Origin of the sequence: Acinetobacter sp. YH01025 (assembly GCF_013420185.1) — a bacterium.
Lineage (GTDB): Bacteria > Pseudomonadota > Gammaproteobacteria > Pseudomonadales > Moraxellaceae > Acinetobacter > Acinetobacter indicus.
Map to the genome: position 1 here is coordinate 37646 of NZ_VOYR01000002.1, position 15780 is coordinate 53425.

14 protein-coding genes and 1 other RNA gene are annotated in these 15780 nt (G+C 45.4%); 8 read left to right on the top strand and 7 right to left on the bottom strand.

What is annotated here, in order from left to right; all coding sequences use genetic code 11:
• Positions 1-53: 53 nt before the first annotated feature.
• Entirely contained in the window at positions 54-1382 is a 1329-nt protein-coding gene (gene pepP, locus FTT89_RS02625) for a Xaa-Pro aminopeptidase (protein WP_180172662.1), read from the bottom strand.
• A 47-nt stretch (positions 1383-1429) separates the two neighbouring features.
• Complete coding sequence (locus tag FTT89_RS02630) at positions 1430-2059, bottom strand: UPF0149 family protein (protein WP_180108530.1); 630 nt, start codon at positions 2057-2059, stop codon at positions 1430-1432.
• Between the two features lie 64 nt (positions 2060-2123).
• On the opposite strand from FTT89_RS02630, the gene FTT89_RS02635 reads away from it, so the two are divergent.
• From FTT89_RS02635 to ssrS, 3 genes are all read left to right on the top strand, one after another.
• Entirely contained in the window at positions 2124-2675 is a 552-nt protein-coding gene (locus FTT89_RS02635) for a hypothetical protein (RefSeq protein WP_005179239.1), read from the top strand.
• 2 nt (positions 2676-2677) lie between these two features.
• Entirely contained in the window at positions 2678-2965 is a 288-nt protein-coding gene (locus tag FTT89_RS02640; RefSeq protein ID WP_168397558.1) for a cell division protein ZapA, read from the top strand.
• Between the two features lie 97 nt (positions 2966-3062).
• Positions 3063-3246, top strand: a non-coding RNA gene (ssrS, locus tag FTT89_RS02645) — 6S RNA.
• Positions 3247-3455: 209 nt separating this feature from the next.
• On the opposite strand, the gene FTT89_RS02650 is transcribed toward ssrS, so the two are convergent.
• From FTT89_RS02650 to FTT89_RS02660, 3 genes are all read right to left on the bottom strand, one after another.
• Entirely contained in the window at positions 3456-5036 is a 1581-nt protein-coding gene (locus FTT89_RS02650) for a sensor domain-containing diguanylate cyclase (RefSeq protein WP_160241792.1), read from the bottom strand.
• 217 nt (positions 5037-5253) lie between these two features.
• A complete protein-coding gene (locus FTT89_RS02655) occupies positions 5254-5718 on the bottom strand; it encodes a hypothetical protein (protein WP_180036469.1) in 465 nt (154 codons plus the stop codon).
• 71 nt (positions 5719-5789) lie between these two features.
• Complete coding sequence (locus tag FTT89_RS02660; RefSeq protein WP_104484165.1) at positions 5790-7040, bottom strand: YncE family protein; 1251 nt, start codon at positions 7038-7040, stop codon at positions 5790-5792.
• Positions 7041-7314: 274 nt separating this feature from the next.
• Between FTT89_RS02660 and FTT89_RS02665 the strand changes: the two genes are divergently transcribed.
• Together FTT89_RS02665 and lon are read left to right on the top strand one after the other, a co-directional pair.
• A complete protein-coding gene (locus tag FTT89_RS02665) occupies positions 7315-7923 on the top strand; it encodes a 5-formyltetrahydrofolate cyclo-ligase (protein WP_180172712.1) in 609 nt (202 codons plus the stop codon).
• Positions 7924-8049: 126 nt separating this feature from the next.
• Positions 8050-10476 carry an endopeptidase La gene (gene lon, locus FTT89_RS02670; protein WP_016659256.1) on the top strand — a complete coding sequence of 809 codons (2427 nt, stop codon included), beginning with the start codon at positions 8050-8052 and terminating at the stop codon, positions 10474-10476.
• Between the two features lie 236 nt (positions 10477-10712).
• Here the strand turns inward: lon and FTT89_RS02675 are convergent, their stop codons facing one another.
• Complete coding sequence (locus tag FTT89_RS02675; protein ID WP_005179272.1) at positions 10713-11675, bottom strand: M28 family peptidase; 963 nt, start codon at positions 11673-11675, stop codon at positions 10713-10715.
• A 152-nt stretch (positions 11676-11827) separates the two neighbouring features.
• Between FTT89_RS02675 and rlmH the strand changes: the two genes are divergently transcribed.
• The 3 genes from rlmH to FTT89_RS02690 all read left to right on the top strand — a co-directional run bounded on the left by rlmH (position 11828) and on the right by FTT89_RS02690 (position 14116).
• Positions 11828-12310 carry a 23S rRNA (pseudouridine(1915)-N(3))-methyltransferase RlmH gene (gene rlmH / locus FTT89_RS02680; protein WP_005179274.1) on the top strand — a complete coding sequence of 161 codons (483 nt, stop codon included), beginning with the start codon at positions 11828-11830 and terminating at the stop codon, positions 12308-12310.
• Between the two features lie 112 nt (positions 12311-12422).
• On the top strand, positions 12423-13199 hold the full coding sequence (locus tag FTT89_RS02685) for a dioxygenase (RefSeq protein WP_087662515.1): 777 nt from the start codon (positions 12423-12425) through the stop codon (positions 13197-13199).
• 155 nt (positions 13200-13354) lie between these two features.
• Positions 13355-14116 (top strand): META and DUF4377 domain-containing protein, encoded by a 762-nt coding sequence (locus FTT89_RS02690; protein WP_168417279.1) that lies wholly within the window; start codon positions 13355-13357, stop codon positions 14114-14116.
• A gap of 78 nt (positions 14117-14194) precedes the next feature.
• On the opposite strand, the gene gdhA is transcribed toward FTT89_RS02690, so the two are convergent.
• Positions 14195-15538 carry an NADP-specific glutamate dehydrogenase gene (gdhA, locus tag FTT89_RS02695; protein WP_160232379.1) on the bottom strand — a complete coding sequence of 448 codons (1344 nt, stop codon included), beginning with the start codon at positions 15536-15538 and terminating at the stop codon, positions 14195-14197.
• Positions 15539-15780 lie beyond the last annotated feature (242 nt).

Sequence of the window (15780 nt, forward strand, 5' to 3'; positions counted from 1 at the left end):
GATTCAAAATCAAAAAAGCCGATCTTCTGACCGGCTTTTGAGCTGTACGGCTTTTATTGGGCCGCAGCCATCAACGCTTCAATCTCGTCTACAGTTTTCACCACTTTCGCAGTTAAGTTCAGTGGACCATTTTTGGTCGCGACAATATCATCTTCAATCCGGATGCCAATGCCACGCCATTTTGGATCTACCGTTTCATCATCCGGGGCAATGTATAGGCCCGGCTCAACCGTGACCACCATACCGGCTTCATAAACACGCCATTCGCCATCAACCTTATAAGTTCCGACATCATGCACATCCATGCCCAGCCAGTGGCCTGTGCCATGCATATAGAACTGACGATAGCTTTCTGACGCAATAATCTCGTCCAGATCACCCTGCATAATGCCTAAATCAAGCAGGCCCTGCACCAGAATACGTACCGCCACATGGTGTGGTTCTTTATAGGAGTTGCCAATCTGTACGGCATTAATTGCTGCAATCTGGGCATCTAGTACAAGGTTATATAGCGCTTTTTGCTCTGGGCTGAATTTACCATTCACCGGAAAGGTTCGGGTAATATCCGAAGCATAGAACTGATATTCACAGGCGGCATCAATTAGCACCAAATCGCCATCTTTCAGTTCTTTGTCATTTTCTACATAGTGCAGAATGCAGGCATTTTCACCGCCGCCAACAATACTGTTATAAGATGGAACACAGCCATTTCGGCCAAACACATAATTCAGTTCGGCTTCCAGCGCATATTCCATCATGCCGGGGCGTACCGTTTGCATGGCCCGGATATGCGCTTCGGCAGAAATATCTGCCGCAATTTGCATCAGTTCCAGCTCTTTGGTGTCTTTGTGCAAACGCATTTCATCGACCAGACGGTCGAGCTGCACCACCTGCGCTGGTGCCGAGGTGCCACGGCGGCTTTCGCCATTGGCAGCTGCAATCCATTTGGCCACCCGCGCATCAAATTCGGCATTCTGTCCAATACGGTAAAAGAGCTGGTCTTTATCCAGCAGTTTTTCCAGAATTTCTTCATCGAGCAGGTCAATGGCATAGGCTTCATCGGCCTCATACTGTTCAATGGCGCCATCAATACCGGCACGATAGCCATTCCAGATTTCCATCTCCCGGTTACGTTCGCGGCAAAACAGGCTATAGGTATAGCCTTCATCTATAGATTCATAGGTTTCAATGACCGCGACCGCTTCAGGTTCTGCAAAGCCGGTCAAGTAGAAGAAACTGCTGTCCGTTCGATATTTATAGTCAGCATCCCGGTTACGCATGGCCACCGGACTGGTGGCAATAATGGCAATACTGTGTGGTCCCATCAGTTCAGCCAGACGGTCACGACGTTCTTTAAATTCTACCTGGGTCAGTTTCTTCATTAATTTTTCTTCGCAGCCTAAATAAAGGGAGGATGGTATCGCCCGAATCAGCTCGGACGATGTGGGGTAAACATTTCAACAATACTGCCGCTTTCTGGCGCAGCCACCTGACGTGACTTGGCATGTACGTTTTGTAACAAAGAACTTTCATCAACCGCTATTTTCTTGCGGCCAACCGACAGGCTGACCGGAATCAGGCGGACAAATTCATATAATTCCTGATAGCTTTCTTCGCCTTCTTCGTCATTGTCCGAGTCTTCAAACTCGACTGCTGCCACATCTTGCAGATGTTCAATCAGCTCCAGCTCATCGCTGCGGATATGTCCGGACGCCAGGCCAAAGCCCAGTACCACGCCGGCACACCAGTCAGCCAGCGCCTGTACCCGCTCCTGTAATATGTGTTCATCATCCGGTAACAGGGGCAGATAATCCAGTTCATCTTCAGATAAAGCATGCGCTACATCTTCCGCTTCACCGGTTAAAATATCCAGCGCTTCCGGGCTGAGTTCGGGCACATTCAGGGTCGCCAGAATCTGTTGCCACTCGGTTTCAGTTGGTGCATTTGTCACACAAACTATACCGGTCAGTAAACCATGTAACTCACTTGGACTTGAAATTTCTTCAATCATAGAAAAATTGCGGTACCATTCGGACCAACCTGAAATATCGTCTTGCATTCGCTTATCCAATCTCTATACTTCGTATATATTACCTTTGTTTGCAAGACTGTGCGACCACGATATGTTAGAAGAATTACAGCGTCTACAGGCGCATATTGGTGTTTTAAAAACACGACTTGCGCATTATGAGAGTGAAACTCAATCTTTAGCTGAAGCCAAGCAACAGGCTGAAGAGCAGCATCATGCACAAATTGTGCAAAGAAATGGGGTGATTACCCAAAAACAAGAAGAAATTGAGTCTTTAAGTGAACAGCTCAGCACCAGTCAGGCCCAATTTCAGCAGTTAAATCAGGATGCGACCGCATTGGCGGACCGTTATAGCCGTCTGGAAAAAAGCTGCACCGATCTTAAAAACCGCTTTCAGGAATTGCTGGCCGAACGTAACGAGCTACGCGTCATTAAAGAAAAACTGCAGAATGAACAGCGTCAGACTTTGCAGAATGTGCAATCTTTGCAGCAAGAACGTGAGCGTTTATTGCAGAAGAATGAGCATGCCAAAGCCAAAGTCGAGGCAATTATTCAGCGTCTGGCCATTTTAGGAACTGCACAAGACCAGAATGCCCAGGAAATTCAGCAATTGGCCCATCCAACTGATGTCAGCGAGGAAGCTTAAGCATGAGTGAACAAATTCCTGTAGATTTACGCGTTTTAGGACACAGTTTCAAGCTGGCCACGACTCTTGAAAAACGGCCGGATCTGGAACGTGCAGCAGAATTGCTGAATGAAAAATATGATGAATTCCGTCGTAAAGCACCACGCATGGAACCAAGCAAGCTGATTATTATGGTGGCCTTAGAGCTGATGCAGGAAGTGCTGTCGATGAACAAGTCCCTGCAGGAATATGTCCATTGTGAACGCTTGCTGGCCACAATTCTGGAAGAAGTCGAAACACTGACCGAATAAGGCTTTGACTTGCATAAAGCCTGTGCAAATGACACTTAAATTTACAGTTCTGTAGGCCGATAGGTTTGCGTCTAAAGCTGAATCCTTTATACTGAGTCTAACTCTGAGGTGTTCGCCAGCAGGTCTATTCCCCTGCCGATACTTAAACTTATGGATTGCGTTCTGTATATTTAGAGTGCATGCCCACCCTGAGTGGGAAGCCCAGCAAGTATACGTCGCGTCCACCTTGAACTCATCGGGTTCAGGGTAACGACACATGCAGCGGCACCGTCGGAGGGTTTAGCTGATTTATCCTCTATTCAGTCCTCAGAATTTCTATATTTCCTCTTTTTTATAAGTAATGATTCTCTCGCTCTAATCTTTTAAAGCTTCCAACTAACCGTTAAGCCCTCTTGTAGATACAACCCATCTTAAAAGAACGCCATCCCGAATTAAATCAGTAAGATCGATTTGATTAACATCTTCACAAGATTGCAGTTCAGCAAAATTTTTAAGCAGACGACTTGACTGTAGAACGGATGCAATTCCGCCCACTATGTTTTGCTTCATAAAGTTTATTATCTGCAATTTTTAGTACTGCAGCCACATCGACGGCATCTTTTGGCCAGAACGCGATGCCAATAGAAATCGTGATTTGTCCCATCTGGTTAATCTGATTGTCTTGCATGGTTAGTCTGAGTCGTTCAGCGGCTTTATGTGCTACAAGCGGATCTGCCGTGGTCATCAGTACCAAAAATTCTTCGCCACCACTACGACAGCAAATATCATGTTCCCTAAAATTAGTTTGCATTATTTGCGCGAGCGTTTTTAGTACCACGTCACCTTGATCATGCCCATACTGATCATTAATTTTCTTAAAAAAATCAATATCAATGGCCAAGGCCGCAAATGCGGTCTGGGTATTGACCAGCTCCTTTAAAAACACCTCCATACCACGGCGATTATATAAACCGGTCAAGGGGTCGGTATTGACATGCTGTTTCAGCTCCGTAATTCGGTTTCTAAAATTTTCCGAGCTAAGTAATAACGAGGTTCTGAATTTTAAGACCTCAAAATACCAGGGATCGACTTTTTTAATTTTATCCTGAATATCATGCTGATTCAGCATACTGGCCATTTTGGCCAAGCGGTTTAAAGGCGATGAAATAAAGTTGGAAATCCACCAGACCAGCAAAAAGATAAACAGATAGAAAATAAAAATGCCCACCGATACTTTGAACAGTAAAGTATGCGCTTGTGCCAGCAAGGCATCTGTTGGTTGCTGTGAAATCACGATCCAGTTGACACTGGGAATATGGGCAAAACCGGCAAGATTATCGACACCCAAACTGTTGGTCAGCTGAATGGAACCTTTCTGATGCTGTCGAATATAAGCCAGTCCGCTATTATTGATAATTTTTTCGCCAATACGATTTTCATCGGGATGGAAAATAATCCGGTCATCCTGATCCAGTACATACAGATGACTGTTTTTATAATCATATTGGGTCGAGAGCATGTCATTAATGACATTTTTCTGTTGTAGATAAATGGTCCCGCTAATCATGCCCAGATACTGCTGCTGATGATAAATTGGCTGTGACATCAGAATGACCAGATTGCCCTTTACCGACCAGTAAGGCGATGAAATATAGGTTTTTTTCTGCTGTAAGGACTCAATAATTCCGGGCGTGCTATAGGTTTGCTGAAAACTTAAAGCTAAACTTTTGGGTGCATAGGCCAGCATCTGCTGTTGAGGATCGACCAGTAAAATGCTGTTAAAATTATCTGACTGATATTTGAGCCGCTTCACTTCGGCATAGGTTAATTCCGGATTATTAATATCCTGTTCTAATTGTTTGGCACTATATTCCAGCTCTTTAAGCATGTCACTAAAGTGCTGGTTGGCGCTGACCGCTATTTTTTCTGCATATTTTTCATTTACTGATAGCGAGTTTTGAATTAACTGATCTTTAATCACATAATTCAAAATAAACAAGCTCACCACGAATAAGCCCGACACACTTAAAATGGTCGAGTACAGAATCAGTTTACGCAGATTTAGCCTTAGTGATAAAAGTAAACGCTTCAGCAACACTAACCCCAAACCAGACAAAAAAGCGTGATATGTATCACTTTATCATAATTTTATATTTTGATATCTAAAATTAAGGTTTTAATTTGACCATTTTTAGTTGTACTAACAAATAGCCACGCTGCTCTTGCGGAAGATGAGAGATGCTGTGGTGCGGTTGAAAAGTCTTAATCTTATCTCTATTACCATCTTAATAAATATTTAACTTTTCTTGCTATTTAATCCCTTCAATTTCCCTTTTATTCTGCTCAATTTCATGACTCATTTCAGGTAATATCTGCTGTAAAAAATCCAGCAGGCTGATGGCTTCTGGTTTTTGCACAACGTTTGCTGCCACCAGCGCTTTCTGCTCTGCCAGCAATTGACTAACGGCGCGCAACTCCGGCTTTTGCCCCTGCCCAAAGCCAGTACTGATTTCAGCAAATTGCCGATATAACTGCTCACGGCGTGCCAACAATTCAGGTGAATGCTCTGTACTGGTCTCCACTACCGATTCAGAAACATTCGGCTCTGCCTGACTTACATCTACCGCTGGATTCACAGCAGTAACAGAGGATGAAACTGGCTTGGGTTTAGCAACAGCCTGTTGCGATACTGGCCGGAAAAACCACAAGATCAATCCGGTTAACAGCACCAACAGGCCAATTCCAAGCCACAATCCAAGATTGATTTTTTTCATAGGCATAATCAACGAGCAGAATCAGCCAGCGCATTCCTGCTGCTGTCTGACTCCTCCTCACAGCTCAACCATTAAGGCGTCGACCAGTCGGCTGGCACATAACCAACACGAACCCGTTGCGGATGGTTCCCCACTGGCACACTCAGCACTTTATTGCCCGTTGCAAAATCAATCACGGTCACTACATCAGTTTCACTTTCTGAAATTACACAGCTTCTGCCATCTGGACTGCGCGTAGCCCAATACGGTTTACCGGCCGGAATGAGCTGAGTGGCCTGTAAGGTGCGCCGGTCCACAATAGTGGCATAGTCATCCATGGTGCCTGCTACACAGAGCTTTTCCCCATCGGCACTAATGGATAAACCATGATGGCGCGAGTCATTGACCCATTTGGTCCGGTCTTTAGGAATAGTGCTACTGCCCGGCAGCTGGGCGATGCGAGTAATCTTGTCCTGATTTAAATCATATTCGACCAGACCATTAAAGAAAGATACCTGCGCATAGAGCTTGCTTTCATCTTTACTGAACACCATCGGACGTACCGAGTTCGACAGGTCTTTACGTCCAAAAGCATCTAAAGCCGGACGCAAATCAATTTTTTTCAGCACCTTATAGGTATTGGCATCGGCGATGGTAATATAGCGTTTGCCCTTGGTGAAATCCTGCCACTGTGCATCGAGTGAGGTTTCCACATTCCCAATCGCCGAGTTCAGAATTTTGCTGCCATTGGCAAAATAGATGTTTTCATGTGGCTTATCGCCCGTTGCAAAACGGCCCAGCTCTTTACCGGTATGAATGTCCAAGACATGCACCACATTACCAGAAGAAGCTGACACCGCCACACGCTGACCATCTGGTGATACCGCCATATGATCCGCACGGAAGCCTTCTACCGGTGTGCGCCAGTTAATTTTTCCGGTTTTGATATTAATTGACACCACATCGGCAAAGCTTGGCCGCGAGGCCACAATTGACTGGCCATCTGGAGTGGAGTACATATCATCGACCAGCTGGTCATTGCCCTCGCCCGCGGTTTGCTGAATGTAGGTATAGGCAATTAGCTTGATTGGATTTAAATGAATTTCCAGCAGCCGCTGTTTGCGGTCCGGAATCATATTCACCACCCCAATCTTGCCAAAATCACCGGAAGGACGAATCACTGTGACCGTTCCATCCCAGTTATTGCCCACAAAGAAAACCTGTTTGGAATTGGCCGGTGCAGGCATTTCTGTAGAGGCTGCCTGAGCAACGCTAGCGCTGAGTGCCGTGACAGCACAAACGGCCGGCAGCAGATATTTACGCAGGGTATTTTTATAGTCCATGTTATTGTTTTCCTAACCATGTGTTCATTTTTAATTTGTTCTTGTCATACTCACGTATCAACACTGCATCAGCATAAAGACAACAGGCCCTAGAAATCTATCCGCTTGCTGTAAAATCCGACGGAAGCCCATTTGATCTTGCAGATCGAGCATCAATAAGCTCCGGTTTTTGCAATACATCTTATTAGTGAAAATCTGTAACGGTCCTGCTCCCTTTGCAAGTTGTGCAGAAAGGATTAAACTGCGGGCACCACTTGTTTTTATGCCCTGCTCTGTGACCCACGACCTGATCCAGCTCCGTAAACAGCTGCGCAAACAACGCCGCCAGTTAAACCGCTTTCAGCAACGTCAGGCTGAGCAGCAGGTATTGCAGCGGTTACGTGCATGGCCGGCGTATCGGCAGGCTCAGAAAATTGGCGTGTATTTACATGCCTTTGGTGAAATTCATACCACTAAAATCATTGAACTCTGTTTTGCCCAAGGTAAACAGGTGTATTTACCAATGATCTGTAATATGAATGACCGGCTGGTCTGGGTGCGTATCCAGCAAGGTCAATATCGTAATAAACGCTTTGCCTACCATCGTTTGGGTATGCAGGAACCGATGGCCAGTCGTGGCCGGCATGTCTCCGAACTTGATCTGCTCTTGATGCCTTTACTGGCCTGTGACCGACGCGGAACCCGGATTGGAATGGGCGGCGGCTATTATGATAAAACGCTGGCCAGCGCCCCGACCACACCGCTGCGGGTCGGCCTGTGTCATGATTTCCAGATTGTGGATATTCCTTTGGTGCGTGAGGCCTGGGATCAGCCGCTAGATGCCCTGATCAGCCCACATTTCCAGTATTCTTTTCAGCGCAAGTTTGCGATTTATAATCATTAACAATGAATTAAAATCATCAACTTAGCTAAATTTCCAACAATTTATAGGCTTCGGCCCTTGTAATTTTTAAATTACCCATCACTATAAAAAACATGGCAACACCGTTGTCACTCATTAGGAGTGCCCATGTCTGAAATTATTATGAATGAACAAACCTTAGAGCCTCAGGTTCCAAGTGTATTACCGCTTTTAGCGCTACGTGACGTGGTGGTTTATCCGCACATGCAAATTGCGCTATTTGTAGGTCGTGAAAAATCGATCAATGCAGTTGATGTGGCTCGTAACAGTGACAATCTAGTATTTGTAGTTGCGCAAAAAGATTCGCTTACAGAAGAAATTGATCACGACAATTTATATCAATACGGTACTGTCGCGAAGATTGTGCAAGTTGTGAATCACGAAAATGATGAGAACTGCATCAAAGTCCTGATTGAAGGTCTACATCGCTCGAAGCTGGTCGAAATTATCGAAGAAGAGGACCATCTAAAAGCAGAACATCAGTTAAGCCCAATGACGGTTGCGGTAGACAGTGAGGTTCAGGCCACACGTGTGCTCGAATTGCGTGCCCTGTTTGCACAATATGCCGAAGCAAAATTACGTAATGCGCGTGAACTGATTGCTGCGGTCAACAAAATTGATGACCTGCTGCAATTGCTGTTTTTTGTGGCGACCCGCGTTCCACTGAATATCGAAGTGAAACAGAAATTCCTGGAACACGACGAGTTTGAAGCACATTTACAGGAACTCATGACCTATTTGCTGCAACAGTCTGAAGAACAGCAGATTGAGCAAACCCTGCATGATTCTGTCAAACGCCAGATGGAAAAAAACCAGCGCGAATACTTCCTGAATGAAAAAATGAAAGTCATTCAGCGCGAACTTTCCGATATGAATGGCGGTGCGGAAGATGACGTTGCGGAAATTGAAAAACGTTTGGCCGAAGCCGATTTACCGGAACACGTGCGTAAAAAAGCCGAATCTGAACTGCGCAAGTTAAAAGCCATGCAACCGGCGTCGAGTGAAGCGGCGGTGGTCCGTAACTATCTTGAAGTAATTCTGGATACGCCGTGGAACAAGGCCAGCAAAGTCAGCATCAACCTGAATAAAGCGCAGGAAATTCTGGATGCCGATCACTATGGTCTGGACGAAGTCAAAGAACGCATTGTGGAATATCTGGCGGTTCAATCACGCGTGAAAAAACTGCGTGGCCCGATTCTGTGTCTGGTAGGTCCTCCGGGTGTTGGTAAAACCTCTTTGGGTGAATCAATTGCTAAAGCCACTGGCCGTGAATTTGTACGTATGGCGCTGGGCGGCGTACGTGATGAAGCGGAAATCCGTGGTCACCGTCGTACCTATATTGGCGCGATGCCAGGTAAAATTGTGCAGTCTTTAACCAAAGTTGGCGTCAAGAACCCGCTGTTCCTGCTCGACGAAATTGACAAGATGGCGCAAGACTACCGTGGCGATCCTGCCTCGGCGATGCTGGAAGTACTCGATCCATCACAGAACAACAAGTTCAATGATCACTATTTAGATCTGGACCTGGACCTGTCTGAAGTGATGTTTATCTGTACCGCCAACAGCATGAATATTCCTGAAGCACTTCTGGATCGTATGGAAGTGATTCGTCTTCCGGGTTATACCGAAGAAGAAAAAGTGAATATCGCCGATCGTTACCTGGTGCCAAAAGCCATCAAGAATAACGGTTTACGTGGCAAAGAACTGACCGTACATGAAGAAGCGATTCGTGACATTGTACGTCGTTATACCCGTGAAGCCGGTGTGCGTAGCCTGGAACGTGAAGTCTCTAAAATTGCACGTAAAGTGGTCAAAGAAGCGGTCAGCAAAAAAGCCAAAAACCTGCAGGTTGAGGTCAACGCGGGCAACTTGCCAGACTACTTGGGTCCACACAAATTCGACTTCGGCATGGCGGAAGAAGAAGCAGAAGTGGGTCGCGTAAATGGTTTGGCCTGGACCTCTGTGGGCGGTGAATTACTGACCATTGAAGTGGCGACCATGAAAGGCAAAGGCACTTTCATTACCACCGGTTCACTCGGTGATGTCATGCAGGAGTCGATTAAAGCAGCCATGACTGTGGTGCGTACCCGTGCCGACTCTTTAGGCATTGAGTCTTCAGTCTTTGCTGAAACTGATGTACACGTGCATTTACCTGAAGGTGCAACACCAAAAGATGGTCCATCGGCAGGTCTGGCGCTGACTACCGCGCTGGTGTCGGCCTTTACCGGTATTCCAATCCGTCCGGATATTGCCATGACCGGTGAAACCAGCTTGCGTGGTCGTGCTATGCGCATTGGTGGCTTGAAAGAGAAACTGTTAGCCGCACACCGTGGTGGTATTAAACTGGTGTTTATTCCACAGGAAAACGTCCGTGACCTGGCGGAAATTCCGGATAACGTCAAAGACGGTCTGGAAATTAAAGCAGTGAAATCCATTGATGAGATTTTACCGCTGGCATTAACCTCAATGCCAAAACCACTGGTGAAAGCACCGATTGTAAAACCGGTAGAAGAGGGTAAGGCTGCACGTCACTAAGTGGTGCCTTCATATCTTCTCCACAAAAGAGAGCTTCGGCTCTCTTTTGTTGTTTTCGGGTGATGAAATGTTCCACTTGAAAAATTTCCGTTCATCTCCATCTATAATAATACAGAGCATATTGCTGTAAGTTTCTTTTTTTATTCCTGCTCATCGTATGGCCATTCAAACTCCAGATGAATGGCCTGTTTGACCGCAGTCCTACTCTATTTCAGGGCTGCGTTTTTTATGGCCGCTTATGGCGTCGCCCCGAGCAGTTGATGAATCAGCCCATCAATCACCTGGCCCATTTTGGTGACATTTAAAGTATCCAGCGTATCCTTTTCGGTATGATAATTCGGATTACGATAATGCGAAGTATCGGTAATCAGTAGCGCCGGAATATCATGCTGCCAATAACTGCGATGATCCGAGAAACCGGCTGCACTGACAAACGCCGGCATCACCAGCCGTTCACACTGCAATTTATCTAACAGGCGCATCTGTTGACAGTATTGCTCACCCAGCGCATTGGACTGAAAATTACTGATCGCGGCAATATAATTGCCATGACTTGGATAAATCCATTTTAACCCCATCGGATACTGCTGGATTAAACGCGAATCATAGTAGCCAATCATTTCCAGCACATAGACTGCCTGAATATGCTCTTTTTCGGCCAGAATAGATTTGGCATGTACCTGACTGCCCATAAACTCGGTCTGATAATACGGTGCTTCTTGCAGGGTATAAAAAACAAACTCGACATTATGCGGCAGCTTGGTTTTTTCCTGGCTTAAAATACGCGCTATTTCAATTAATCCGGCCACACCGGAAGCATTGTCATCAGCGCCCTTCTGGTTGCCATGCACATCATAATGCGCACCTAAAATCACCCGATCTGAACGGCCAACCTTTAAATGACAGACCACATTGCGATAACTTTTTCCATTCACCGGATAAGTCTGGTACTGGCATGGAATGCCGAATAAACGCATCTGCTCTTTAATCCAGGCCGAAACCCGGTTCAATTCTTCAATATTTTTATGATTACGGTACACGCCCGGCGGCCCGATAATCTGCTGCAAATAGACTTTCAAATTTTGCGGATCAGCCGGTTCATATAATGAAATGGCGGCGGATAGCGGCTGCATCCAGCCCAGCAGCAAAGTACAACCCAATATCCCTAAACCGTTTTTAATCTGTTGAAATAACCACATTTATTATTGTTCCATACAAAAGCAGATTTTATTGTCCTGTGGCTCATTAAAGCAACAGCAGCATACAGATTACAATTTCAAATTGTGTCTTTTCTCCTGCACAAACGGCTTTCAAGGTTATAATTACTTTTCATTTTCCTGCCTGTTTTATTATGAAAATTCGTATTCTGACCATTGGTCAAAAAATGCCGGCTTGGGTACTGACTGGTTTTGAAGATTATTTCAAACGTATACAGCCTTTTGTACAAACCCAGATTATTGAATTGCCGATGGCCAAACGTGGCAAAAATGATTCAGAAGCCGATATTTTAAAATACCGGCAGATTGAAGGTGATAGCATCTTAAATGCTCTGAAAGCCAATGAAACCCTGATTGCACTGGAAGTGGGTGGGCGTGAATTCAGCACCGAAAAACTGGCTGAAACCATGAAAGGCTGGATGCTGGAAGGCAATGATATTGCCCTGGCCATTGGCGGCCCGGATGGTCATTCTGAAGCGGTGCGTAAAGCTGCAGCATGGCACTGGTCTTTATCTAAACTGACCCTGCCACATCCACTGGTGCGAGTGATGCTGATTGAACAGCTGTACCGGGCCATGAGCATTAACCATAATCATCCTTATCATCGGGCGGGTTAAGAAAACCCTACCCATTGTTTCGTATTTAGAACATTCTGTTGAACCCGACCCGGTTTAATAAAGCATGTCGCTTTGACATGATAGGACCAGAATCGTGACATAGGCTTTCATTATGAATTTACAGACCCTTCCCGGCTTATTTATATCGCATGGTTCGCCTATGCTCGCGCTCAATCCTGAACAGGTCGGGCCGGCACTTGCCCGTTTAAGCACCAACCTGCCCAAACCGCAGGCGATTGTGGTGATGTCGGCGCATTGGGAAAGTCGCAGTCTTGAAGTCAACACCGGTATTCGTCCAGAAACCTGGCATGATTTCCGCGGCTTCCCGGAAGAGCTGTACCAGATTCGCTATCCGGCACCGGGACAACCTGAGCTGGCCGAAGAAGTATTACAGCTACTGGCCAATGCCGGTTTTAATGCGCATGCCAACAGCACCCGCCCGCGCGATCATGGGGTATGGATGCCTTTGCTGCATATGTATCCTGAAGCGGACATTCCGGTAATTGAAGTGTCGTTGCCGATGCATCTGCAAGCTGCAGATCTGTACAAGATTGGCCAGACCTTGGCGGTGTTACGTGAACGCCAAATTCTGCTGATTGGTTCAGGTAGTATTACCCACAATTTAAGAGAGCTATCTTGGGACAACCAGCACAGCGTGGTGCCAGAATGGGCTTCGACCTTCCGTAATTATGTGGTCAGCAAACTGGCACATCAGGACTATGATGCGGTGCTGGACTGGCCGACCATTCCGTATGTCAATCGCAACCATCCCACTATCGAACATCTGGCACCCCTGTTTTTTAGCATGGGCACCGGTCATCGTTTTAGTATTGTGCATAGCAGTTTTACCATGGGTGCACTGGGTATGGATATTTACCGTTTTGACTAAAATCTAGCGCGACCAAACATAACTTTTTATTATTTATTAACAAAAAATTATTTATGGATACATTTTGCAACCGGAAAGGGGCACATGTATCCATTTTTTTAAATAGCAAATCGGTTATATTCTGATAAATTTCCGAAAAGTGCTTTATTTATAAAATGAAACTCAAATATTTAGCTATTTTACTTTTCCCTTTAAGCTTGGCCGCTTGCCAGAGTAGTGATCTGCAACGTGCAGGAGATCTTGCAGTGTCTGTATTACAACAACAAAATGCCGATAAGATTGTCAGCGCTTACCAATGGTCTTTAGATACCGGTGCAGCCAAACCCCTGACCCTGAATTTTAATGACAATGGCCGTTTAAGTATTGGCACCAGCTGTAACCAGATGGGTGGTAACTGGCAGATTAACAACAACCAGTTACAGGTGGGTATGTTAATCAGTACCGAAATGGCCTGTGAAGCCAGCGCCATGCAGCAGGAACGTTTTGCTGCTGCCCTGTTCCAAAAACCTGTCAGCGTGCAGCTGGACATGAAAAATACGCAACAACCGAGCTTAATCTTGACCGCTGCAGATGGCCAGCAACATACTTTTCAGGGCAAAATGACGCCGGAAACCAAATACCAGTCGGCCGGTGAAACCATCTTCCTGGAAATTTCCCCGGAAACCAAAGCCTGTACCGGCGTTGCTCCACAAACCTGCTTGCAGGTACGCGAAGTCAAATACAATGAACAGGGTCTGAAAACCCAAGTTGATCAGGACTGGACTTTATTCTATGACCAAATTGAAGGCTTTCAGCACAATCCAAATGAACGCCAGATTATTCGGGTCAAGCGTTATGAACTGAAAAACCCGGCGGCTGATCAATCCAAATATGCCTATGTACACGATATGACGGTTGAAACTGGCCGGATCAATTAACAGCAGATCTTAAAAAAATAACCCATAAAAAAACCGAGGTCAGTGCCTCGGTTTTTTCAGCTTATACGCAGTTAAAACTTAGTATACGCCTTGAGCCAGCATTGCATCAGCAACTTTTACGAAGCCTGCAATGTTTGCGCCGTCTACGTAGTTAACAGTACCATCTTCCTGAGTACCGTATTTCACGCAGTTACGGTGAATTTCTTTCATGATTGCGTGTAAACGCTCATCTACTTCTTCAAACGTCCAGCCCAAACGTAATGCGTTTTGAGACATTTCCAGACCAGAAGTCGCTACACCACCAGCATTTGATGCTTTACCTGGTGCATACAGAATTTTCGCCTCAACGAATTTCTCAACTGCGTCTAAAGTAGACGGCATGTTGGCACCTTCAGCCACACAGATTGCACCGTTAGCCAGTAATACCTCAGCATCTTCACTGTTTAACTCGTTTTGAGTTGCACATGGCAGCGCGATGTCACACTTGATACCCCAAGGACGTTTGCCTTCCAAGTATTCAAAACCGTGTTTAGACGCAAATTCAGAGATACGGCCACGTTTGATGTTTTTCAGATCCATCACTTCTTTCAGCAATTCGTCTGTGAAACCATCTTTCACATACACAGTACCGTTAGAGTCAGACAGTGAAACCACTTTCGCGCCCAGGAACATGGCTTTTTCAGCAGCGTATTGCGCGACGTTACCTGAACCAGAGATTGCTACGACTTTGTCTTTGAAGCTGTCGCCACGAGTTTTCAGCATTTCCTCAGCGAAATAAACTGTACCGTAACCTGTTGCTTCTGGACGTGCCAAAGAACCACCAAATGTTAAGCCTTTGCCCGTGAACACACATGAAGTGTCATTGCTCAGCTTTTTCATCATACCGGCCATATAGCCAACTTCACGGCCACCTACACCAATATCACCCGCCGGGATATCTGTGTCTGAACCCAAATGACGATAAAGCTCGATCATTAACGCCTGGCAGAAACGCATGATTTCGCCTTCAGATTTACCTTTAGGGTCAAAGTCTGAACCGCCTTTACCGCCGCCCATTGGCAAAGTAGTTAAGGCATTTTTGAAAGTCTGTTCAAAACCTAAGAATTTCAGGATAGACAGGTTCACTGACGGGTGGAAACGCATACCACCTTTGAATGGACCAATTGCCGAGTTGTATTGAACACGGAACGCACGGTTCACATGAGTTTGACCCTGATCATCTACCCAAGAAACGCGGAACTGGATCGCACGTTCTGGCTCGACTAAACGCTCTAACAGACCATGTGCAGCGTATTGAGGATTCTTTTCAATGAATGGCCACAGGCTGGTCATCACCTCTTCTACTGCTTGTAGAAACTCTGGTTGATAGGCATCACGTGTTTTAACGTAATCTAGGAAATCGTTAAGGCTGTTATATTTCAACGCTTAATCCTCAGCAGAATGTTGGATCAAAATTGGGCAAAATTTCAATCAATGATTTATTTTGGCGCAAAATATTAAATATCTTTTGTTAACAATCTACAATAGTTTTTTTCAAAAAACTTTATTTAATCCATATTTTCAATAAATTAGATTGATCAAAATTGAAAAATTATTCCATTTTTTGTAAGCAAATATGTATTTAAAATTGGCCATTTTGCCCAAAAATAAAGCAGATTATGGTC

Bases quoted from the DNA above. Each gene is read 5' to 3' on its own strand.
- FTT89_RS02675 (WP_005179272.1), bottom strand. From the start codon at position 11,675: ATGTGGTTATTTCAACAGATTAAAAACGGTTTAGGGATATTGGGTTGT.
- rlmH (WP_005179274.1), top strand. From the start codon at position 11,828: ATGAAAATTCGTATTCTGACCATTGGTCAAAAAATGCCGGCTTGGGTA.
- FTT89_RS02655 (WP_180036469.1), bottom strand. From the start codon at position 5,718: ATGAAAAAAATCAATCTTGGATTGTGGCTTGGAATTGGCCTGTTGGTG.
- FTT89_RS02660 (WP_104484165.1), bottom strand. From the start codon at position 7,040: ATGGACTATAAAAATACCCTGCGTAAATATCTGCTGCCGGCCGTTTGT.
- lon (WP_016659256.1), top strand. From the start codon at position 8,050: ATGTCTGAAATTATTATGAATGAACAAACCTTAGAGCCTCAGGTTCCA.
- FTT89_RS02685 (WP_087662515.1), top strand. From the start codon at position 12,423: ATGAATTTACAGACCCTTCCCGGCTTATTTATATCGCATGGTTCGCCT.
- FTT89_RS02640 (WP_168397558.1), top strand. From the start codon at position 2,678: ATGAGTGAACAAATTCCTGTAGATTTACGCGTTTTAGGACACAGTTTC.
- FTT89_RS02690 (WP_168417279.1), top strand. From the start codon at position 13,355: ATGAAACTCAAATATTTAGCTATTTTACTTTTCCCTTTAAGCTTGGCC.
- FTT89_RS02635 (WP_005179239.1), top strand. From the start codon at position 2,124: ATGTTAGAAGAATTACAGCGTCTACAGGCGCATATTGGTGTTTTAAAA.
- FTT89_RS02630 (WP_180108530.1), bottom strand. From the start codon at position 2,059: ATGCAAGACGATATTTCAGGTTGGTCCGAATGGTACCGCAATTTTTCT.
- pepP (WP_180172662.1), bottom strand. From the start codon at position 1,382: ATGAAGAAACTGACCCAGGTAGAATTTAAAGAACGTCGTGACCGTCTG.